At 64.7% G+C, this 22,736-nt stretch carries 12 protein-coding genes; 7 read left to right on the top strand and 5 right to left on the bottom strand.

The window, feature by feature from the left end; all coding sequences use genetic code 11:
• Positions 1–174: 174 nt before the first annotated feature.
• Positions 175–900: a SurA N-terminal domain-containing protein gene (locus ACSS7Z_RS14565; RefSeq protein WP_438255595.1), complete on the bottom strand. Its 726-nt coding sequence runs from the start codon at positions 898–900 to the stop codon at positions 175–177.
• Positions 901–1,029: 129 nt separating this feature from the next.
• Here ACSS7Z_RS14565 and ACSS7Z_RS14560 point away from each other — a divergent pair, with 129 nt between their 5' ends.
• The 3 genes from ACSS7Z_RS14560 (at position 1,030) to ACSS7Z_RS14550 (ending at position 3,962) form a co-directional block, all read left to right on the top strand.
• Positions 1,030–2,064: a helix-turn-helix domain-containing protein gene (locus ACSS7Z_RS14560; protein WP_438255594.1), complete on the top strand. Its 1,035-nt coding sequence runs from the start codon at positions 1,030–1,032 to the stop codon at positions 2,062–2,064.
• A gap of 98 nt (positions 2,065–2,162) precedes the next feature.
• Positions 2,163–2,708: a GNAT family N-acetyltransferase gene (locus tag ACSS7Z_RS14555; RefSeq protein WP_438255593.1), complete on the top strand. Its 546-nt coding sequence runs from the start codon at positions 2,163–2,165 to the stop codon at positions 2,706–2,708.
• Between the two features lie 159 nt (positions 2,709–2,867).
• Positions 2,868–3,962 (top strand): AI-2E family transporter, encoded by a 1,095-nt coding sequence (locus tag ACSS7Z_RS14550; protein ID WP_438255592.1) that lies wholly within the window; start codon positions 2,868–2,870, stop codon positions 3,960–3,962.
• On the opposite strand, the gene ACSS7Z_RS14545 is transcribed toward ACSS7Z_RS14550, so the two are convergent.
• The 3 genes from ACSS7Z_RS14545 to ACSS7Z_RS14535 form a co-directional block, all read right to left on the bottom strand.
• Positions 3,963–6,089: a heavy metal translocating P-type ATPase gene (locus ACSS7Z_RS14545; protein WP_438255591.1), complete on the bottom strand. Its 2,127-nt coding sequence runs from the start codon at positions 6,087–6,089 to the stop codon at positions 3,963–3,965. It abuts the gene before it with no gap.
• 41 nt (positions 6,090–6,130) lie between these two features.
• Positions 6,131–6,997: a TrmH family RNA methyltransferase gene (locus tag ACSS7Z_RS14540; RefSeq protein ID WP_438255590.1), complete on the bottom strand. Its 867-nt coding sequence runs from the start codon at positions 6,995–6,997 to the stop codon at positions 6,131–6,133.
• A gap of 67 nt (positions 6,998–7,064) precedes the next feature.
• Positions 7,065–7,868, bottom strand: a complete 804-nt coding sequence (locus ACSS7Z_RS14535) for an aggregation-promoting factor C-terminal-like domain-containing protein (protein WP_438255589.1) — start codon at positions 7,866–7,868, stop codon at positions 7,065–7,067.
• 561 nt (positions 7,869–8,429) lie between these two features.
• Here ACSS7Z_RS14535 and ACSS7Z_RS14530 point away from each other — a divergent pair.
• Together ACSS7Z_RS14530 and ACSS7Z_RS14525 are read left to right on the top strand one after the other, a co-directional pair.
• Entirely contained in the window at positions 8,430–15,899 is a 7,470-nt protein-coding gene (locus ACSS7Z_RS14530; RefSeq protein ID WP_438255588.1) for a DUF7927 domain-containing protein, read from the top strand.
• 174 nt (positions 15,900–16,073) lie between these two features.
• The gene (locus ACSS7Z_RS14525) at positions 16,074–18,509 is read left to right on the top strand and encodes a helix-turn-helix transcriptional regulator (protein ID WP_438255587.1); all 2,436 of its coding nucleotides are present in this window, start codon (positions 16,074–16,076) and stop codon (positions 18,507–18,509) included.
• A 17-nt stretch (positions 18,510–18,526) separates the two neighbouring features.
• Here ACSS7Z_RS14525 and ACSS7Z_RS14520 read toward each other — a convergent pair whose 3' ends face one another.
• Positions 18,527–20,257 carry an L-aspartate oxidase gene (locus ACSS7Z_RS14520; RefSeq protein ID WP_438255586.1) on the bottom strand — a complete coding sequence of 577 codons (1,731 nt, stop codon included), beginning with the start codon at positions 20,255–20,257 and terminating at the stop codon, positions 18,527–18,529.
• Positions 20,258–20,327: 70 nt separating this feature from the next.
• On the opposite strand from ACSS7Z_RS14520, the gene ACSS7Z_RS14515 reads away from it, so the two are divergent.
• Both ACSS7Z_RS14515 and ACSS7Z_RS14510 read left to right on the top strand, forming a co-directional pair.
• Positions 20,328–21,260, top strand: a complete 933-nt coding sequence (locus ACSS7Z_RS14515; RefSeq protein ID WP_438255585.1) for a LysR family transcriptional regulator — start codon at positions 20,328–20,330, stop codon at positions 21,258–21,260.
• A gap of 112 nt (positions 21,261–21,372) precedes the next feature.
• Positions 21,373–22,695, top strand: coding sequence for an extracellular solute-binding protein (locus tag ACSS7Z_RS14510; protein ID WP_438255584.1), 1,323 nt, complete (start codon positions 21,373–21,375; stop codon positions 22,693–22,695).
• Positions 22,696–22,736: the final 41 nt, after the last annotated feature.

Raw genomic sequence — 22,736 nt, 5'->3', positions numbered from 1 at the left:
TGGCTGATTCCTCTTTGGTGAGCGAACGGTCTGAACTCGTAACGCGGGATGAGGTACTTGCGCCGGCCGAATCGATAGGGGGCTGCTGCGGCCAACTGTGATCATCGACGATTTCGAGGACGCCACCGATGTCGTAGAGAATCCATTTCATCCCGGCAACCTATCCCGAGTGGATCACAGATGCAGTGTGATCTCGCCTTCTTCACGCAACTGGGCCGCCAGCGCCTGGTAAGCCTCGGATTTCTTGGTGTTCACGGCCTGTTCGACGATCTGCGGTTTCACCTCTTCGAATGTCGGCAGCGCCTCGCCACCGGACTGCTCCTGCTGGGCTACCGCCTGATCGTAGATTTCGCGAAGTTCCTGCTCGGTCGGTTCCGTATCGCCGACTTCCTCAGTCAGAAGTCGGTCCACCCGCTGCTGCATTTCCAGCTCGGCGTACACCTCTTCCTCGCCCATGCCCTGTTCCTTCAGCGCTGCGAGTAGTTCGTCCGTCGATCCCATCTGGTTGGCTGCGGCGAGCTGCTCCAGTGCGGAATCAAGTTCATTCTGAGTCAATTCGATCTTGCGTTCGTCAGCTTCCTGCGAGAGGAGTTCCGAGTCGACCATCGCTTCCGCCGTCTGCGTGCGCAACTGATCCTGATCGAGCGCTTCGCCAGTCTGCTGCGCTTGCATCTGCCACTGCGTGAACTGCATCTCATAGATACTGACGAATTCGTCCTTGGTGATCTCCACGCCGTTCACCTCCGCAACCACGTCGGGGACGCCCTCCAGATCAGGCTGCTGCGATGAACCCTCCTGTTGACTGCTCTCAGCTGGTTCCTCTGAACCGGTGCTGCTGCATCCGACGAGGCCCAACAATGCAACTGCGACGCCTAGCCCTACCCAAATTTTGCGACTCACTCAACTGTCCTTTCGCTGACGGGCGACGCTAACAGTGCGACCTGTGCGGCAGATCAATCGGGGGTGCGGAGTGTCAGCGTCCAAACGCCGACTTGCATCTCAAGCCGCTTGAGGTTGCAAGGTGGGAACATGAACATCTCAGATGACACTCTCTACTCCATCGGCGAAGTCGCGCATCGCACCGGGCTCAGCGTCAGCGCCATCCGTTACTACGCCGATGAAGGGCTCGTGCACCCGACGGACGCGACTGACGGCGGTCACCGCCTGTATGACGTGGATGCGATCGCCCGCCTGGAGTTCGTCCGCACGCTGCGCGACCTCGAGACCGGCCTGGATCAGGTGCGCCGCGTCCTCGCCGGTACGACATCGCTGCGCGATATTCTCGCTGAACATCTCGATGTCATCGAGAAACGGTCGAAGGATATTCAGTCGAAGCGGGCAGTGCTCCGCGCGCTTGTGCGGCAGGAGGGCACGGCCGAACGCGCGAACCTTCTGCGCAAACTGGTGACGATGTCCGACGCCGAGCGTCAGCGGCTGGTCGACGACTTCCTGGAGGACGTCTCCGCAGGGCTTCCGGCGGAGACGATCGAGCGGATCCGTGCAGCGCAGCCGATGCTGCCGGCGGACCCCGCCCCAGAGCAGCTCGATGCGTGGGTCACCTTGGCGGAGCTGCTGCGAGATGACCGGTTCCGCGCGGCGACCCGTTCCTATCTGCACGAGACGTACGCGGAGTTTCCCGGCTCGGAGATGGCGAAACCTCACGTGCAGAACTTCATCAACTCGGCGGGCGCTGATCTGACGCCGAAGCTGAAGGCTGCTCACCAGGCGGGATTCGCCGCCGATGACGCTCAGGTGATCGCCCTCGCCGCACAGATGGTCGAGCAATTGGCGCAGGCGTTCGGAGTCGCAGCCGACGACGACCTCCGACGGCGGCTCGCCGGCCGCTATCGCGATCTCGACAGCACCACTCTCGAGGCGCTCCAGGATCCGGAATACAACGCCACCGAGGGGCGCTACCTCGAACTGGTCTCGATCATCAATGATCAACCGCATCCGGATGCGGCTCTCCTGGACAGCGCTCGCCGAGAGCAGAGCGACGGTGACGGACCCAGTTTCCGAGACCTCGGCCGGTGGCTGTCCGCCGCAATACTCGCCGCACGGTGATTCAGAGGTCTGCACGAACGGAGGCGCCTCGTGATGATCTTTACAGGCTGCCCCGGAGCTGCGTCTAGACGGGTCAGGTCGGGCACGAGACCGTCTTCGTGTCGACCGGACGCCTCAAGGTCGCGGTTTCGTGGGCGAAGGAGCAGACTGGCTTGATGCTGATTCGCGACGCTACCCCCGCCGATTGGCCCACTATCTGGCCCTTCCTGCAAAAGATCGTAGCGGCGGGAGACACCTTCACCTACTCCCCGGAACTGAGTGAGGAAGAGGCCGAGGCGGCGTGGATGGTGCGGGCGCCGGGTCGCGTGGTCGTAGCTGAAGCAGCCAGTGGCGGCGTGGTCGGAACCGCAAATATGTATGCAAATCGCGCTGGCCCTGGCGCCCATATTGCCAGCGCGAGCTACATGGTGGACCCAGACCACCAGGGCAGAGGGGGAGGGCGGGCGCTCGTCTCGGACTCACTCCGCTGGGCACGAGCGCGAGGCTTCCGTGGGATGCAGTTCAATGCTGTCGCCGAGACCAACTCCTACGCAATCAGGCTCTACGAGTCGCTCGGCTTCACCATAATTGGAACCACCCCAGGCGGCTTTCGCCACCCAGCGGAAGGCGATGTGGGGCTGCACGTCATGTTCTGCCCGCTTTGACCAAAGCTACCGGTTTGAGCCCGCTTACCACCGTGTGTGAAATCCTCGCTCGGCATGAGTTGTCTCCGGGGACGAGCGCATCGAGGTGCGCTCCGCAGGTTCCGTCCCCGCCGACCTCCGCAATCAGGAGAGGAGGAACCCGTCCGATAGCCTGGCGCAATGAAGCGCAGGAGATTGGTAGCCCCGACAGCAGTTGCTCCGGAACCCGCACCCCCGGCTCTCTCGCCGGCGTTGCGCGTTCTCATCGGGCTTGCCGCCGCAGTGGTCGTGCTCGCGGGGATGTTCTTCGCACGGGAGGTGATCGGGCCGCTCGCGCTGGGCGCAGTCATCGTCATCATCTGCCATCCGCTGCGGCATCCGCTCGAAAAACGCGGATGGCCGCGCTGGGCAGCGACTACCGCCGTCATCGTCGTTGCGTACCTGATCCTTGCCGCGCTCGCCGCAATGCTCATCTACGCGGGCGCACAGTTCGCGAAGCTCGTCGGCGATGTGTACAGCGACCTCCAGGCATCCGTACGTGATCTGACCGGCTGGTTGCAATCAGTGGGGCTCGGCAGCGAGGTGACCGAGGCCACGGCCGCAATCCTCAAGCCCGCGAACGTACTGTCGTTCGTCTCGTCACTCAGCGGGTCTGTTCTCGCCGTGCTGACCGCGTTCTTTTTCGTTCTCGCGTATGTCATCTTCATGGCCGCCGACGGATCGCGGTACGCGCGCGCAGAGGCATCGTTCGGTCCCGCCGCGCGCCCGGCCATCGCACGCTTTCACACCTTCAACGCGGGTGTTCGTCGCTATTACATCGTCAACGCGACGTTTGGTGCCATTGTCGCCATCGTCGACGGGCTTGCACTGTGGGCGTTGGATGTGCCGGCGCCGATCGTGTGGGCGATTCTTGCGTTCGTCACGAACTTCGTGCCGAACATCGGGTTCGTGCTGGGTCTGCTTCCGCCGGCCATGCTGGCGTTTGTGGTCGGAGGCTGGCCGCTCATGCTCATCGTCATCGCGATCTACATCGTCGTCAACGTCACACTGCAAGTGCTCGTGCAACCGAAGTTCGTCAGCGACGCGGTCAACCTGAGCCTGACGCTGAGCTTCTTCTCGGTGATCTTCTGGACGTTCGTCATCGGTCCGCTCGGCGCTATCCTGTCGATTCCGCTGACGCTGCTCGTCCGAGCTCTCGTTCTCGAGGGGGACCCCGGCGCGCGCTGGTTGCGCTGGCTTTCCGGAGATGCGGACGCCGCGGTCAATCCCGCGTGATCAGCGTTCGAGGATGCCGCGTGTCATCGTAGTGGGACGAAGATCGAGCCGGCGCAGCAGCTGAGCATTGAGCGCGACAACGATGGTGGACAGTGACATCAGGATCGCGCCCACCGACATCGGCAGGATGAAACCGATCGGTGCGAGGACGCCGGCGGCGAGCGGCACGGAGATGAGGTTGTAACCCGCGGCCCACCAGAGGTTCTGACGCATCTTCCGGTAGGCGGCGCGAGACAGCTCGATAACAGACAGCACAGAGCGCGGATCGTCGCTGGCGAGGATCACACCGGCCGATGCGATGGCAACATCCGTTCCTGCGCCGATCGCCAAACCGACATCCGCCTGGGCAAGAGCGGGCGCATCGTTCACACCGTCACCGACCATGGCGACCTTCCGGCCTTCGCGCTGGAGTTCCTGAACCTGTGCGGCCTTGTCTTCTGGACGGACACCGGAGAAGACACGATCGATTCCGAGTTCGTGGGCGACCGCCTGGGCGACAGCTTCCGCATCTCCCGTGATCATCACCACCTGCAGGCCCAGACCGTGCAGCGCGTCGACGGCGCTGCGCGATTCTGAGCGGATCTCATCGGCGAGTTTGAGCGCACCGATGACCCGGCCGCTGTCGAGGACATGGAGGATGATCGCGCCGTCGGCGCGCCACTTCTCGGCGATCGCGAGCTCATCGACGCGTTCTTCGCTGAGCAGGTGAGGCCCGCCCACGCGAACAGTGCGACCTTCGACCGTGGCGGTGACACCCACAGCAGGCGAGGACGCGAACTGGGAGCTGTCGGGCACGGCCAGCTGCTTGTCGGCGGCGGCGCGCACGATGGCCCGCGCGAGTGGATGCTCGCTGTCGGCTTCCGCCGCCGCTGCCAGCACCAGCACCCGGTCGGCGTCGAGGCCGTCGACCGCGACCACCTCGGAGACGACCGGCTCACCTCTGCTGAGGGTGCCGGTCTTGTCGAACAATACGGTGTCGACCGTGCGCATACTCTCGAGTGCCAGACGGTCCTTGACCAGTACGCCAGCGCGCGCCGCACGCTCGGTGGCGATGGACACCACAAGCGGGATGGCAAGGCCCAGAGCGTGCGGGCAGGCGATGACGAGCACAGTGATGGTGCGGATCACGGCGGCGTCCGGCATCCCGACCAGCGTCCAGATGAGCGCGGTGAGCAGCGCGGCACCCAGTGCGAACCAGAACAGCCAGCCGGCGGCGGTGTCGGCCAGGCGCTGCGCGCGAGAAGACGAGTTCTGCGCGTCGGCTACCAGACGACGGATGCCGGCGAGCGCCGTGTCGTCGCCCGTCGCGGTGACCTCGATCCGAAGACCGGAGTCGGTGGCGACGGTTCCCGCGGTGATCTGGTCACCGACGCTGCGGCTCACCGTGCGGGACTCTCCGGTAACCATGGATTCATCCATCGATGCCCGCCCGTCGACGATGCGTCCGTCAGCAGGGACGCTGCCGCCCGGCCGCACGATGACGAGGTCGCCGATGATGAGATCGGCGGGAGCGACGGTGACGACGTCATCGCCCTCGATGCGTTCGGCCTCGTCGGGGAGAAGCGCGGCGAGTGAATCCAAAGCTGATGTGGTCTGGGCGAGCGAGCGCATCTCGATCCAGTGCCCCAGCAGCATGATCACGACGAGGAGTGCGAGTTCCCACCAGAAATCGAGTTCGTGGTGCAGCAGCCCCAGCGTCGCGCCCCAGGACGCTACGAATGCGACGGTGATGGCCAAGCCGATCAGGAGCATCATGCCCGGTTTGCGAGAGCGGATTTCGCTGACCGCGCCGACCAGGAACGGCTTACCGCCCCAGAGATACATGACCGTTCCCAGTGCGGGCGAGACCCAGTGCAGCAGCGGGGCATCCGGAAGCGGGTATCCGACGATCATCGCGAACATGCCGGACAGCGCGACCGTCGGGATCGCGAGCGCGAGCATAATCCAAAACAATCGGCGGAACTGGCCGGCGTGATCGCCATGCCCGCCGTGCCCTGCGTGGCCGCCATGACTATCGTGCTCTGCGTGACTGCCGTGTGCGTCGGGCGCGTGCTCTGCGTGCTGTCCGTGCGAGTCGTGCTCTGCGCCCTCACGCCCGCCATGGTGCTCGTGGTGTGTCGAGGTCATGATGCGCCCAACCTTATACCCACCCGGGGTATGGGTGGGAGTCACTCGGTGGAACGACTCCCCGTGGTGTGGCGCTGCCTGGTCGCCTCATAAAGGATGGCCGCGGTCGCATTCGCCGCGTTCAGGGAAGACGCGTGCCCGGTCATCGGAATGCGAGTGAGGACATCGCACGCCTCTTTCCACGCGGCCGACATTCCGGAGTGCTCGTTGCCGGTCACGATCAGGGTGGGACCGGTGAGATCGACGTCCCAAACATCAGCCGTGCCGGCTTCATCGGTGCCGACGATCTGCACATTGATGCCCTGGTCGCGCAACTGCGCGACCCAATCGAGAACCTGACGGATGCTGGAAAGCCGCACTGTCGGGGTCATGATCGCCGATCCCGTCGAAGCTCGCAGTGCCTGCGGGTCGTAGGGATCGGCGGCGTGGCCCGTGGTGATCACGCCGTGCCCGCCGAGCGCATCGACCGTGCGCACGATCGAGCCGATGTTGCCTGGTGAGGCTGGGCGATCCAGTGCCACGTACAGCCCGTCCGCCGGCGTCGGCAGGCGCGACAGATCATCCGCCGGAATGCCGGCGATCAGCAGCAGTTCCGGTGCGTCATCGCTCTTCTCGCCGAGCTCTGCCATCAGCTCCGGCGCCACCAGATACGGCACCGCACCTGCGCGCTCCGCAGCCTCGATCGTCTCCGACGCCCACGACGAGCGTGTGCTGCCATGCGTGATCAGCACCGCACGCAGCGACAGGTCCGATGCCAGCGCGAAGTTGATGGGGCGCACGCCCTGCACGATCATCTCTCCCGCGCGATTGCGCTTGGTGCGATTGCCGAGCAGGGTCTCCCAATACTGGAAGGTCGCGTTCCTGGTCGATACGGCCTTGGTGCGACGCGGTCGAGAATCCGGAGACATCGTGTGGGCTGGGCCTCTCTGCGGGGGTGTGTCGCCGGGGAGGCGACACCTTCGAGCGTACCGAGACTCAGTACCAGTTGACCGCCTGCGAGTGACCCCACGCGGAGCACGGTGAACCGTACACGCGCTGGATGTAGTCCAGGCCCCAGCGGATCTGGGTCGTGGCGTTGGTCTGCCAGTCGGCGCCGAAGCTTGCCATCTTGTTTCCGGGCAGTGACTGGGGGATGCCAGTGGCGCCGGAGGGGTTATACGCCTGGTAATCCCAGCCGGATTCCTTCTGCCACAGCGAGTTCAGGCAGGAGAACTGGTCGGCGCCCCAGCCGTAATCGCTGGCCGCGATCTGCTGCGCCACGGCCCGAGCGCCATCCGGAGTGTTGGCCGCCGCGAGGGCAGCCACGGCAGCTTCTGCCGCCTGCTTCTGTGCGACCGCAGCATCCAATCGCTCGCGCACGGCCGCGCTCTGGGTCACCACCTGCTCGGTTTCCGACGCCAGATCGCCGGTGCGCTCTACGCGATCCAGTACCGCGTCCGCATCGGGGTCATCGAGCCGATCCAGCGCGCTCAGTAGCCCCGCCGTATCGATCGCGATGGAGTCTGGGCCCAAATCGAGTCCGGAGGAGCGTGCATCCGTGACGACGACGGCTGCGTCGTTCAACGCAGCGCGCGACGCCGCGGTCGCAGCTTCTGCCTCCTCGAGGCCGATGCCGAGGTCAGCCGCCTCCATAACGACAGCTCGAGCCGGGCCTGCCGCAGATGCGGGGGCTGCGGTGGCGATACCAAGGGTGGCGAGAACGCCGATCGCTGCGCCGGCGACAAGCGTAAGGGCGGCGATGCGTGGGCGGACAGGGGTGAGCAGAGCAGTTTCGGGCATGACGAACGTAACGATCCTTTGAAGTAACGGGGGCCGAATGGCCGGCGCGCTGTCGGGTCAAGTGCGCAAGGTAACGATTCTGCATCAGCGTCCCTGTGTGTGGCCTCCCGGATTCCTGGATGCCCGGTGTGAGCGGTGTGAAGGGAAAACTCGCTACTCGGCGTTGCCAAGTAGCGGTACCTGTTCGACGTCGCCGCAGCGCCGAACGATGTGCGTGAATCGATCAGCCTGACCTGGTAGGAAACCCCTCGATCGTGGGCACGGGCGCGCTCCGACTTGTTCGTGGGGGTTAACCGGGGGCGAACTTTGTGGCCATGTCGTGGCGGGAATCGAATCGGGCACCGCCGAACCCTATATTCGGAGTCAAGTCGCCCTGCGATATTCCGGTCCGCAGAGCGACAGAGACACACAGCGTTGCCGTTGCACGTGCCGCCCGACTTCGTCGCGCGTACGTCAGCGGCGTGGCAGTGGTTGAGCGCCGAGGGGGCAGCAGTGATGAGGAATGCGCAGAGACGCCGTACACGCGGACGTGGCACAGAGGAGCTCGGGTTCGGACAGCACATGCGGCGTATCGCTGCCCTCGCCGCCTCAGCACTCGTCGTCGGATTGTTCGCAGCAGTGTCACCGCTGGCAGCTCCCACCGCGAGCGCCGCGCCGGGCGATCCGTTCGATGGCTCACGGCCTACGGTATTCGTCGCGCAGTCGCAAACAGGCGACCCTACGGGGATGTACCGCTCGGAGACCTCCGGAGACGGCACGTACGCATTCACGCCCGAGGGTGGTCCGATCGCCAGCGGCAACTACAACGCGATCAGCTACAACGCCGATACTCAGCTTGTTTATGGCGCAGTGATCACCGCCATCGGAGCGATTCCGCGGAACGCGTTCGTGCGCATCGGCGAGGGCGGTTTCGTGACCCGAGTCGGCTCGGCGACCTACCCAGTGGCGCAGTGGGCTGGTGCGTTCAACCCTGCAAACAACCGGCTCTACACGACCAATGGCGGGGTGGGCATATCGGCCGTTCTCTACCAGGCGAATCCCGCCACGGGAGCGATCACCGCCGGTGCCACGATCACCGGCACGAACTGGACGCTGGCAGACTTCGAGTTCCACGACGGATACCTCTGGGCCTTCAATTACAACGCCGCTCAGCCGGCCGGCACAATCGCCCGCATCGATCCGACCACGGGCATCCTCACAAACTTCCCCGGAGTGATTCCGGGTGCGGTGGGTGGCGCCTGGGGTGCAGCCTGGAAGTTCGGAAACGGGAACCTCGGATTCTCCAACAACGGCACCGGCAACATTGCGCAGCTTCGCATCACGGATGGCGCTTCCGCGACGCCCACGTTCGAGGTCATCTCGATGTCCGCAGGTCCTCCCTCATCGGGTAATGACGGCACGGCGATCCCCGGCGACCCGGTGGATCTGGTGATGGACAAGGCCGCTCCGCCGACGTTCGTTCCCGGTGGTGACGTGACATACACCCTCACGGTGATGAACAACGGCCCCGGCGAATCAAGCGGCTGGGCCTTCTCCGACGTCGTACCGGCCGAGTTGACGGGCGTGACTGTCACGAGCGCCGACGCCACCTGCACCGCCAACGGCAACACGGTGAACTGCGCGGGCGGTCGCCTGCTTGCAGGGGACAGCGTAGAGATCACGATCACGGGTACCTCCTCTGCGACAGCGGTGGCCTGCTTCAGCAACACCGCGACCGTGCTCGGCAACGAGCTCGACCCGGATGAGACGAACAACTCCGATTCCGCGGAGGTATGCCCTCGCATCCTCGAGATCACCAAGCAGTCTGACGCCACGCAGGACACGCGCGTGGGCGACACGGTGACGTACATCGTCACAGCGACCAACGTCGGTGCTGCCGACTACACCGACGCGGATCCCGCCTATGTGTTCGACGACGTCTCGGCAGTTCTCGACGATGCGACCTACAACGCTGATGCTTCCGCGACGCTTCCAGGCACGGTGTCCTACACCGCTCCGACACTCAGTTGGTCTGGTGCACTCGCTGCCGGCGCGACGGTCGAGCTGGAGTACACCGTCACGTTGGTTGCGGGCGGCGATGGCGACGTCCGCAACGTGGCGTGGGAGCCCAACGTCCCGACGGACTCGACTCCTCCGACGTGTGCTCCGCCCGTCGACGGTCGTGACCCGGTGACCGGGGAGAGCTGTGCAGAGGTCGAGTTCCTGCTGCCCAAGCTCACCATCACGAAGACCGCGGATCGCACCGACCTTCCCGCGGTCGGGGAGAGCGTCGAGTACACCGTCGTCGTGACCAACGTCGGCCCCGGTGTGTTCACCGCGGCAGAGCCGGCAACCTTCACCGATGATCTGACTGAGGTTCTCGACGACGCCACCTACGTCTTCGGGAATTTGTCGTCGGGGGTCGTGATGTACGTCGAGCCCAAGCTCTCCTGGTCCGGCGCCCTCGGTGTCGGCGAGTCGGCCACCGTAACCTACTCGGTCGTCTACACGGGTGCCGGCGACCAGCTCCTCGACAACCGGGCGTGCATTCCCGCCTCGGAGACGGCTGCCGGCCAGCCGAGCTGCGACACTGTGCAGATACCTGGCTCTGATCTGACGCAGTGGAAGCAAGCGACGCCGTCGTCGGATCCCGTAGTTGCGGGATCGACCATCACTTACACGCTGTTCTTCAACAACACAGGGGAAGCCCCGGCAACGGTCAACGCCGTGGACAACCTCGTGCACGTTCTCGATGATGCTGAGGTCACCATCGAGCCGGTCTCGCCCAACGGGTTGACCGTCGTGCGCGATGGGGACGAGATCGCGATCAGCGGCGAGGTGCCGGTAGGCGAGCAGTACACCGTCACCTACACCGTGACCGTTCTGCCGGATGCCGAGCGCGGCGACAGCATCGCGACGAACTTCCTGCTTCCGCCGGGAGAGACACCTCCGGGGGCCGATGTGTGCGTGCCGACCGATCCGCAGCAGCCGGACTGCACGACCACTCCGATCAGCGGGGTTACCTACGCCAAGTCCGTGGTCGCCTCGGAGAATCCGGTGAGCGCAGGCACGGAGCTCACCTACACGATCGTCGTTACCAACACCGGCGCGACCGATGTCGCAGTCAACCGCGACGACGACTTGAACGGCGTGCTCGACGACGCGACGATCACAACCGCCGTCGCATCCGACACGGCAACCGTCACAGCGACAGGACCCGATGCGGGGATCATCGCCATCCGCGGCACGCTGCCGGCAGGCGCAAGCGCCGAGATCACCTATACCGTGACGGTGAAGCCTGCGGCAGAGCGTGGCGACAGCACCGCAGCCAACTACCTGGTGAACCCGGGAGAGGAACCAGACCCGAATTGCGACCCCGCAAGCGGGCAGTGCACATCGACACCGATCAAGAGCTACAGCGTTTCGAAGACCGCAGACAAGGACACCGTTGTTCCCGGTGAGATCCTCACCTACACCGTCTCGGTCGTGAACACCGGAGCCGTCCCCTTCGATGCGGCAGAACCAGCGTCGTTCGTCGATGATCTCGCGGAGGTGCTCGACGACGCGACATACAACGACGACGTCTCCGCCGGCGGCACAGTGGCGGGCGACGAGCTCAGCTGGACCGGCCCGCTCGCCATCGGAGAGACGGTGACGGTCACCTACTCCGTCACAGTCAACGATCCGGCGACTGGTGACGGCGTTCTCGGCAACGCGGTCGTACCGAACCAGACGATCGGCGAGTGCGATCCCGCACTCGTCTGCGAGACGCAGACCCCGGTGCGTTCGCTCACCGTGGAGAAGACTGTCGACGTCGCTTCGGCGATGCCTGGTGACGTCGTCACCTACACCGTCATCGTGACGAATACCGGTCGGGCCGACTACACCGACGAGGTACCGGCGGCTTTCGCCGACGAGCTCGCGGCGGTCCTTGATGACGCCGTGTACAACGACGACGCGTCCGCCGGTGCGACACTCTCCGGCACGGTGTTGTCCTGGTCCGGCCCGCTCGCAGCGGGACAGTCCGCCACCGTGAGCTACTCGGTGACCGTCAACGACCCGATCAGCGGCGACCAAAACCTCGTCAACACTGTCACGTCCCCGTCTCCCGGAAGCACATGTGCGCTCGATGCAGAATGCATCACCGAGACCCCGGTCGCGTCGTTCACCGTGAACAAGGAAGCAGATCAGGTCTCTGTGCTGCCCGGCGGGATCATCAACTACACGGTCACCGTGACGAACACGGGCGAAGTTGCGTACACGACGAGCAAACCGGCGAGCTTCTCCGACGATCTGTCCGGGGTGTTCGACGATGCCGTCTACAACGACGACGTCTCCACCGGCGGTGAGATCAGCGGCAACACGCTCACCTGGTCTGGTGCGCTGCCAGTGGGGGAGAGTGTAGAGGTGACGTACTCGGTCACCGTCGATGCCTCTGTCACCGGCGACTTCACGCTGAACAACGAGGTCGTACCGACCGCCCCCGGTGGTGCCTGCGATGTGTGCCTGACGGAGACCCCGGTCTCTGCCTTCCACGTCAAGAAGTCTTCCGCGTCAACCGAAGTCGTCCCCGGCAGTGTCGTCGACTACCGGATCGTCATCACTAACACCGGTCAGGTCGACTACACAGATGCCGAACCTGCATCCTTCAGCGACGACCTCGCCGCGGTCCTCGACGACGCAACTTACAACGGCGACGCGGCCAGCGACAGCGGTGCGGGCGTCGAATACGTCGATGGCGTGCTCGAATGGACCGGGCCACTGGCGATCGGCGCATCCGTGACTGTTACGTATTCCGTCACCGTCAACGACCCCGCCACCGGCGACCGTCGCCTCGACAACACCGTGGTGACGCCGCCCGGGGGTAACTGTGAGATCGGATCGAATGATCCCGATTGCACGAAGAAGATTCCGGCGGCATCGTTCTCGCTCTCCAAGAGCGCGGATGTGACGAGCGCGGTTCCCGGTGACATCATCACCTACACCGTGACGGTCACGAACACCGGCACCGTCGACTACACGGCCGGCTCGCCGGCGTCGTTCAGCGATGACCTGTCGCGTGTGCTCGACGACGCGGCATACAACGACGATGTGTCCACCGGCGGTGTCGTCACCGACGATCTGCTCGAGTGGAGCGGAGCGCTCGCCGTGGGCGAGGCCGTGACCGTGACCTACTCGGTCACGGTGGACGACCCGGTCACCGGCGACTTCGTCCTGAGCAACGTCGTCACACCGACGGCTCCGGGCGGAGAGTGCATCGAGGGCGAATGCGCGACGACGACACCGATCGCGTCGTACCTCGTCTCGAAGGCTGCTGACCCGGCGACCGTCGTGCCCGGTGATGTCGTGATCTACACGGTCACCGTCGAGAACATCGGCGCCGTTGCGTTCGATGTCGACTACCCGGCGACGTTCACGGACGACCTGTCCGAGGTGCTCGACGACGCCACGTACAACGGCGATGTCACCGCTGGAGGCAGTGTCGCAGGCGAAGAGCTCAGCTGGACCGGCTCGGTCGATGTGGGTGCGACGTCGATCGTCACGTACTCCGTCACGGTCAACAACCCGGCGACGGGTGATGGCACTCTCATCAACGCAGTGATGCCCGATGGTCCCGGTGGCGATTGCGACCCTGATCTCGAATGCGTGGTGGAGACACCGGTGCAGTCGTTCTCCGTGGAGAAGACAGCCGACGTCCCTACCGCGATGCCAGGTGACGTGGTCGCATACAGCGTGACCGTCACGAACACGGGGCACGTGGACTACACCGACGCGGCACCGGCATCCTTCACGGATGACCTCACCGCTGTACTGGATGACGCCGTCTACAACGACGATGTGTCATCTGGTGCAACGGTCGACGGAACGGTGCTGGCCTGGGCTGGAGCGCTGGCAATCGGCGAGTCCGTGACCGTCACCTATTCGGTGACAGTCAACGATCCGATCAGTGGCGACCAGACGCTGCGCAACTCGGTCACCCCCACCGCCCCAGGCGGAGTGTGCGTTACGGACACCGATTGCGTGGTCGAAACACCGGTGGCCTCGTACACGGTGAGCAAGCAGGTGGATGCTGCGACGTCGCTTCCCGGCGGTGTAGTCACCTATTCGATCACGGTGACCAACACCGGCGCGGTTGATTACACCGAGGCGAACCCGGCGAGCTTCTCGGATGATCTCGCAGGTGTGCTCGACGACGCCGTCTACAACGGCGACGTCTCTGCGGGCGGCACTGTCAGCGGCAACACGCTCACATGGACCGGTCCGGTCGCGGCGGGTGAGAGCATCACGGTGACATACTCCGTCACCATCGATGACCCGATCCTCGGCGACTACACGCTTGTCAACGCCGTGATTCCAACGGCGCCCGGCGGAGAATGCGACCTGGAGTGCACGACTCGGACACCGTTGGCGTCATTCCATCTGGCAAAGACGACCGCATCGACCGAGGTGGTCCCGGGTGATGTCGTCGAGTACAGCATCGTCATCACCAACACCGGTCAGGTCGACTACACCGATGCGATGCCGGCTTCCTTCACGGATGACCTCGCGGCGGTGCTCGATGACGCCACCTACAACGGCGATGCGACAAGCGACAGCGGTACAGGCATCGAGTACGTCGACGGCGTGTTGTCGTGGTCCGGCTCGCTTGCGGTCGGGACCAGCGTCACGGTGAGCTATTCCGTGACGGTCAACGATCCGCTCACCGGTGATCACCGACTCGAGAACGCGGTCGTGGCGCCTGAAGGGATCGGTGGCAACTGTGCACCGGGTTCGACGGACCCCGACTGTGTGGCCAACGTTCCCGCGGCATCCTTCACCGTTTCGAAGAGTGCGGATCAGGCATCCGTACTTCCGGGTGACACCGTCACCTACACCGTGACTGTCACGAACACAGGCGAGGTCGCCTACACACAGGAGGAGCCCGCCTCCTTCACCGACGACCTGTCGCGTGTTCTCGACGACGCCACCTACAACGATGACGTCTCAGACGGCGGCACCGTGGATGGTGACACGCTGAGCTGGAGTGGCCCATTGGCCGTCGGCGAGAGCGTCGAGGTGACGTACTCGGTCACCGTGGACGTTCCCGTCGAGGGAGACTTCACGTTGCGCAACGTCGTCATGCCTTCCGCCCCCGGCGGCGAGTGCATCGAGGGGGAGTGCGTCACTCAGACGCACGTCGCGTCGTACACGGTCTCGAAGGCCGCGGACGTCGAAGACGTGATCCTCGGCGGAGTCGTCACCTATAGCGTCACGGTCACGAACACCGGCCAGGTCGCGTACACGGCGGATGCTCCGGCATCCTTCGTCGATGACCTTTCTGACGTCCTCGACGATGCCTCCTACAACGGAGACATCTCGGAGGGCGGCGCGGTAGACGGAGACGAACTGACCTGGTCCGGGCCATTGGCGGTGGGCGAGTCGGTGGTCGTCACCTACTCCGTCACCACCACTAAGCCGGCAACGGGTGACGGGATCCTCCGAAACGCGGTGTTCGCCGACGGGCCTGCAGGCGGCTGCGCCATCGGCACGGAATGCATCGTGGAGACGCCCGTCGCATCCGTGCACGTGACGAAGAAGGCGTCCACGAGTACCGCAGCGGTGGGCGACACTGTGACCTACACGATCACCGTGACCAACACTGGACAGGTCGACTACACGGATGCGCGCCCCGCAGCGTTCACAGACGACCTCAGCTCGGCGCTGAAACTTGGCGTCTACAACGACGATGCTTCTCAGGGCACGACGTACGAGAAGCCGGTGCTGCGCTGGCAGGGAGCGCTTGCGATCGGTGAAAGCATCTCGGTGACGTACTCGATCACGACGACGCGCGTGGGAGAGATCCGCAATATCGTGGTGACGCCGCTGGATTCCGGCGCGAACTGTGCGCCGGAATCGGACGATCCTGATTGCCTGACGACCACTCAGGTCGTTCCGGGACTGGCGATCACCGGTGGCTCCGCCTGGGTACTCGGCGGCGCTGGGGGAGTGGTGCTGGTGGCGCTCGGGATCTGGCTATATGCCAGACGTCGCGGCCTCCACGCCGTGGCATAACAACTCTCCGGACGCTCCTGCCCACCGCCCCACCGATGGGCAGGAGCAGTTGGAGCAGTGCCTCCCGACAGCGGATTCCTCCCCAGGGCGCTCGTTCGGGAGGCATGGCAAGAGGCCAGCTGCACATGCGCTGGCCTCCTCTGCCCGATTGGCCGACGATGCCACGTCATCGATATGGTCGAATCGATCAGAGTGGACGGAGCCGCATTGCAGACGGGCGAGAAGACAATCGATGCCCTCGAGTCTGGGCGGCGAGCCCCGGCTGCTTACCGGTTGGATGGCCCAGAACGATTCGTCATCATCCCGGCCGGGTCAGCATCCGAGAGCATCGATCATGTAGTGGCTTGGACGCGGGGTTCGGCCGCCGCGGCATCCGCCGTCGTTGTCTGGCTGGATCCGCGCTCGCAGGCCGAAGGAACGACCGCGCGTGCTGGCGCGCTCTGGGTACGGATGATCACTCTTCTGCACTCGCACGGGCACATCGACGATGACAGGCTCTATCGTGATCTCATGGCTGCCTCTGCCAGTGGGGACAGCGCACTTGGCATTCTGGCGAGAATCATTCAGGACCTGGACCGCGCGGTCGTCGTGGTTTTTCATGGCGAGGGAGCGGCACCGGCTTTCGCCGCGCAGGTGGAATCCGATGTCGCAGACCTGCTCGCCCAGACGACGAAGTTGCGAGTGATCGTGGTGAAAGAGGTCGCTCCTTCGCTGGCGGAACCCCTCGAGTCTTCGAAGGCGGCACCCCGTTGTGTCGACCTTGCGATGCAGAGATTCATCCGTGACACAGGAGCGGCGCCTTATCTCGATGCGCAGCTCGCGAGAGCATTGACGGGTCACGACGACGCGGCGCTCCAGCTCGATCGGCTGGTGCAGAAAGGGCTCGGCACCTGGCACGCAACATCCGATGGCAAACCGGAGTTTTACTACGTCGACGGCGTGTACGAAGAAGCGCAGGCTAACGCCACAGGCTTCTCCCGGAGCCGCACCGAGCAGGGCACGGCAGCGGTCATAGCGCGCTGGTTCCTCACCGAGCGATTCGATCCGAGCGCAGCGTTGCCGTTCGCCGTGCGCAGCGGCGACATCGACCTGATCGCTGCGGTCGGCATGCGATTGTTCCCCCTGGGCGGAGACGACGGTGATGTGTACGCAGACATGATCCGGCGCATTCCACGATCCGAGCAACTGGCGCATCCGATCCTGGCGCTGTGGATGGGCACCCAGCTCGCCCTTCAGCCCGACGGCATGGATCGCGCAATGGTGTATCTCCGGGCAGCAGGTGACAGGGCTGCTGCTACCGCGCGTTCGCTCCCGCCTACCGAACGTGCGATCCTCGACGGAGTGGAGGCGTATGTGCTGCGCCGGAGTGGTCAGGTGAGCGCGGGACGTGCGAAGGCGAGGATCGCGTCACGTGACCTGGCGAAGCTCGCGCTGAATCGAAAGCTCGATCCCTCTCTGAATCAGGTTCTCGTGACCGTGTGGCATCAGGTGGGCGTCAGCCTCGTCTACGCCGGGGCGCGCAACGAAGCGGTCGAGCTCTACCGTCTTCTCTTCGACTACTGCGACGAGCATGCGCTGGGGCATCGGCGCAACTCATCGGCGTCGATGCTCGCGTTCATCGCCGCCGACAACGGTTCCGTTCGCGAAGCCGAGAGGTGGCTGGAACTGGTCATCGAGGAGGATTGGCCGTCGGCGTGGCGTACCGGTTACACCAGAACCTACCGTGACCTCGCCGAGATACTGATCGCTGTGAACCAGGTGGACGCGATGCGTCTCGACGGAGTCTTGTCACGCTTCATCGCGTTCGAATCAGAGACGGAGCATTGGGATATTGTCGTGTTCGCGCAGGTATGCGCCGCGTTGATCCGGGGCGATGTCTCGGCGGCATCGACCTGGTTCGATGAGCGTGTCGGTGAGCGGCTCGATGGGACGACGCATCCAGTCATCCGTGAACGCCTGCGCCTGTTGCGCCTGATGCTACGAGCGGCCGGCGCCGATCCTCACCAGGAGATCACGGGGCGACGGACGGTCGCAGCCAGGGCCACGCACGCTGCTCTCAGTGCAATTATCGCCGCGCGCACGGCGGATGCGGACCGGGCGGTGGCAGATGCCGTCACCGCAGGCCTCTCGGCACGCACCCCGCTTGAGCAGGGCTTTGCGATCATCGCCTCGCTGCTCGTGGCCCGCCACAGCGCCCACTCCGTCGATCTCGTGACTGCGCGCACCAAACTCCATATGCTGGCTGAGATCCATGGACTGCGCTTCCCGCTCATCTATCTGTCCGCGTCTGATCGTCAAGCATTGCTCGCCGGGTCAGGTGCCGGCACCGAATCGCCGCATCCCCTTCAACCGGTGCTGCGGGCGGTGCCGACCTGTGTGCAATCGGACGGAATGGAGACCCGCCGGGCTCTGCTGACGCGTCAGGAGATCGCCGTGCTGCGCGCCCTGTGTGCTCACAGCTCACGGCAAGACATAGCGGAGCAACTGCACTTGTCGGTGAACACGGTGAAGGTGCATCTCGGATCCGTGTATCGAAAGCTCGGTGTTCACTCGCGCGCCGAGGCTCTGGTGGCCGCATCGCTGCTCGGTGTGCTCCCGAAAGAACGATGAATTTCGGCGTGCCCGCGTTACTCGACGAGCTTGCCCTCGGACGAGACGCTGCGGATGAGCGCCTGGATCTCGGCCGGCACGGGCGGGATCTCCTCGCGGGTCACGCCGGCGGCGGGTGACCAGACGAGGTTCACCTGCAGTGCCGGATCAGTCTCGGGGAAGTCGCTACGGTTGTGGCATCCGCGGGTCTCGCGCCGCTCCAACGCCGCTTCGAGAGTTGCCCGCGCAGCCAGGGCCGAGCCCTTGAGGTCGCACGCGTGCGCGAGATCCTGGAAGCCGGCGATGTCGGGATGGATTCCGACGTCGTTCATGCGTTCCTCGATGAGGGCGAGCTCCGCAAGACCGGTACGCAGCCCGTCCTCGGAGCGCACCACGCCGGCATACTCGGTCATCATGTTGCGGATGCCGCGCTGCAGCGCGCGCACATTCTCACGCCCGTCGGCTGCCAACAGATCATCGATCTCGGCGCGCGCCTGCGCGACAGCGACCGGGGAGCGTCGTTGCGAGTCCAGCGCCGAGGCATGTGCGACCGCCGCCTGGCCGACCAACCGCCCATACACCAGCAGCTCGATCAAAGAGTTGCCTCCGAGACGATTCGCGCCGTGCAGGCCGCTGGATGCTTCGCCGATCGCGTAGAGTCCGTCGACGTCGGTGCCATGGTCCTCCGGGCGTACCCATACGCCGCCCATCGAATAGTGCGCGGTCGGGGCGATCTCGATCGGATCGGTCGTGATATCGAGCATCTGCAGTTCCATCATCGTCTGGAAAACGCGGGGGAGGCGGGACATGATCGTCTCGCGAGGAAGATGCGACACGTCGAGCCAGACTCCGCCGTTCTGCGTTCCGCGGGCTTCAGCGATCTCGGTGTATGCAGCGAGAGCCACACGGTCGCGGGTCGACAACTCCATCCGCTCGGGGTCGTACTTCGACATGAAGCGCTCGCCGAGCGCGTTGCGCAGGATGCCGCCCTCACCGCGCGCCGCCTCGGAGATCAGCGTGCCGGCTGCATTCTCGGGTTCGATGATGCCGGACGGGTGGAACTGCACGAGCTCGGGATCGCGCAGCCGCGCCCCGGCGTCGACTGCCAGGCGGAACGCGTCCCCGGTGTTCTCATCGCGACGCGATGACGTGCGGCGCCAGATCCGGGTGTGTCCGCCCGCAGCCAGGATCACGGCATCCGCGTGGATCAGATAGCGCGTGCCGTCTGACTGGTCGAACCCGTACGCGCCGAAGACGACGTTGTCCTTCACCAGGATGCGTGTGATGTACACGCCGTCGAGGATCGGTACATTAAGCTGCTCGGCCCGTCGTACGAGCGTGCGCTGAATCTCGAGTCCGGTGTAGTCGCCCGCAAATGCGGTGCGGCGGAAAGTATGGGCGCCGAAGAACCGCTGCGAGATGCGCCCGTCGTCTTCGCGAGCGAAGTCCATACCCCAGCGCTCCAGATCACTGATGCCTCGTTCAGCACCGCGGGTGACCACTTCGACGGTGTGCGGGTTCGCCAGGAAGTAGCTCTCCTTGATGGTGTCGGCGGCGTGCTGCTGCCAGCTGTCGTCAGGATCCATCGTGCCGAGAGCAGCGTTGATGCCGCCCGCCGCGAGCGAGGTGTGCGCGTCATCGCGGTGACGCTTACCGACCGCCAGCACATCGACACCGCGTTCGGCGACTTCGATGGCTGCGCGGAGGCCGGAACCGCCGGTTCCGATGACCAGGACGGTGGTGGAGATCTGTCGCTCGCGTGTCGTCATCCTTCCACGCTAAGAACATGCACCCAATAACTCCAATGCATTGTTCTTCTGGTGTCAATAGACTAAGCACATGAACCTGGAGCAGTTGCGCGGTTTCGTTGAGATCGCCGAGATCGGGCACTTCACGCGCGCTGCTGAGAATCTCCACCTCGCTCAGCCATCGCTGAGCCGGCAGATTTCAACGCTCGAGCAGGAACTCGGTTCGGAACTGTTCCATCGCGCTCGCGGCAACATCTCGCTTACCGCAGCGGGGGAGGTTCTGTTGCCTCGGGCGCGGCGGATGCTGGCGGATGCCGAAGCAGTTCGCTCCGAGATGGCCGAGCTGGCCGGGCTTCAGCGCGGGCGCGTGCGCCTGGGGGCTCCACCCACGCTGTGCATCAGTCTGGTGGCCGAGGTGATGAGCGCATTTCACGCGGCCCACCCCGGCGTCGAACTGCAACTGACCGAGGCAGGCACGCATCCACTCGTCGAAGATCTTGCCGCCGGAGCGCTGGATATGGCACTGATCACCGCGTCAGAAGGGCTCCCGGTCGCGGGGGCGGCGCTGGTGCGCACTCCGCTGCTCACCGAAGAGCTCGTTGTGGTCTCGTCAGCTGCGCAGCCGCCGGTGGCTGATGGGGAGAGCATCGGCCTGCACGACCTCGCTCGGTTGCCGCTGGTGTTTCTTGCGGAGAGCTATAGCCTGCGCGCAGCGACCGATGCGGCCTTCCGTGCCGCCGGTCTCAGCCCGACCCCGGTGGTCGAAGGGGCCGAGATGGACGCAGTGCTGCGCTTCGTCGAACGCGGACTCGGCGTCGCCGTCGTTCCGGCGATGGTGCTGCTTGATCGGCCGAGTCTGCGGTCGATGCGGTTGGGGGATCGAAGGCTGACTCGGACGGTCAGTCTCGCGCATCGCTCGGACGTGAATCTGACCCGGGCAGCCACCGCCATGCGGGCCAGCATTCTCGCCACTGCGGACGACTTCGCCGCCCGCTCACCGGGCACAACCAGTCTCACTTCGTGAATCACTGAAGGTCTCAGTTCGGTCACATGCTTGCGGATTAATTAATAAGTGTGGATTATTAATTAATCCACCGTTCGCGGTGGTCCACCGAGAGACTCACAGAGGAGTTCAGATGCGTAAGATCATGCGCGTGGCAGCGTTCGCCACGGCTGGAGTGGCCGCCCTAGCGCTGGCCGGATGCGGTTCAAGCGGCAGCGCCGCCGGCGGAAGCGAGCTTCCCGAAGGAATCCCGGAAACGGTGGATGCTTCAGGTGAGACCCTCACCGTCTGGATCATGCAGGACGACTACAACGATGCGTCGCTCGAGGCCATCAAAGCCGAGTTCACCGAGCGTACCGGTGCGGAAGCTGATGTCCAGATCCAACAGTGGGACGGCATCGGCACCAAGCTCTCCACCGCGCTGGGGACCTCGACCCCGCCGGACGTCGTCGACATCGGCAACACGCAGGTGGCCGGTTACGCTGCAAACGGTGCCCTGATGGATGTCACCCCGTACAAGGACGACCTCGCTCAGGGGAACACCTGGCTGTCCGGACTCGAAGACCCGGCGACGGTTGACGGCACCCTGTACGCCGTTCCCGGCTTCGCCGGCAACCGTGCGGTGATCTACAACAAGACCATGTGGGCTGAAGCCGGTGTCACCGAGGCACCCACCAGCTGGGACGAGTTGACCAGCGCTCTGGACAAGGTCCAGGCCGCCAACGCCGCCAGCGACTTCTCGGCCCTCTACCTGCCGGGCCAGCACTTCTACGTCGGACTGCAGTTCGTCTGGGACCATGGCGGGGAGATCGCCACGCAGAACGACGACGGCACGTGGACGTCGACCGCGAGCGACAATATCGAGGCGCTGGCAGAGTGGCAGAAGTTCCAGGACGCCTACTCGGTGGCCGCCGCAGACACAGTATTCACGGACAGCCCTGAGCAGGAGCAGATCCTGGCCGACGGCAAGGCTGGCGCGATCATCGCCACCAACGGCGCGATGGCAACGGTCCTTGCTGCCAACCCAGACCTCACCGAGGACGACCTCGGCACCTTCGCACTGCCGAGCCAGACCGGCACGGGCACACAGCCCGTCATGCTCGGCGGCTCGGACTGGGGCATCGCAGCCAAGAGCGACAACCAGCTGCTCGCCCTGATCTGGATTCAGATCGCGACCAGCGACGTGATCCAGAAGGACCACGTCTTCGGCGACCAGGGCCTGATGCCCAACTCTGTCGAGGTCGGCGAGCAGATCCTCGCTGATGTCCCCGAGGTCAAGAGCGGATTCTTCTCCGCAGCGCTGACCTCGCGCGCCACACCGGCCTCGCCCGGATGGACCGACGTCGAGAGCTCGGGAGTCCTGAAGGACATGTTCTCCACGATCGCCTCTGGTGCCGCGACACCGGAGGAGGCCGCGGCCACGTACGACGAGAAGGCCAACGCGTACCTGCAGTGACATATCGGGGTGGGCGCCAGAACGGCGCCCGCCCCGTTCGG

The sequence above is a fragment of the Microbacterium wangyouchuni genome (assembly GCF_051546305.1).
GTDB lineage: Bacteria > Actinomycetota > Actinomycetes > Actinomycetales > Microbacteriaceae > Microbacterium.
Note: the sequence above shows the minus strand (reverse complement) of the source record. Positions and strands in the feature narration are given on the sequence as shown.

Bases quoted from the DNA above. Each gene is read 5' to 3' on its own strand.
- ACSS7Z_RS14560 (WP_438255594.1), top strand. From the start codon at position 1,030: ATGAACATCTCAGATGACACTCTCTACTCCATCGGCGAAGTCGCGCAT.
- ACSS7Z_RS14550 (WP_438255592.1), top strand. From the start codon at position 2,868: ATGAAGCGCAGGAGATTGGTAGCCCCGACAGCAGTTGCTCCGGAACCC.
- ACSS7Z_RS14545 (WP_438255591.1), bottom strand. From the start codon at position 6,089: ATGACCTCGACACACCACGAGCACCATGGCGGGCGTGAGGGCGCAGAG.
- ACSS7Z_RS14540 (WP_438255590.1), bottom strand. From the start codon at position 6,997: ATGTCTCCGGATTCTCGACCGCGTCGCACCAAGGCCGTATCGACCAGG.
- ACSS7Z_RS14535 (WP_438255589.1), bottom strand. From the start codon at position 7,868: ATGCCCGAAACTGCTCTGCTCACCCCTGTCCGCCCACGCATCGCCGCC.
- ACSS7Z_RS14530 (WP_438255588.1), top strand. From the start codon at position 8,430: ATGCGGCGTATCGCTGCCCTCGCCGCCTCAGCACTCGTCGTCGGATTG.
- ACSS7Z_RS14525 (WP_438255587.1), top strand. From the start codon at position 16,074: ATGGTCGAATCGATCAGAGTGGACGGAGCCGCATTGCAGACGGGCGAG.
- ACSS7Z_RS14520 (WP_438255586.1), bottom strand. From the start codon at position 20,257: ATGACGACACGCGAGCGACAGATCTCCACCACCGTCCTGGTCATCGGA.
- ACSS7Z_RS14515 (WP_438255585.1), top strand. From the start codon at position 20,328: ATGAACCTGGAGCAGTTGCGCGGTTTCGTTGAGATCGCCGAGATCGGG.
- ACSS7Z_RS14510 (WP_438255584.1), top strand. From the start codon at position 21,373: ATGCGTAAGATCATGCGCGTGGCAGCGTTCGCCACGGCTGGAGTGGCC.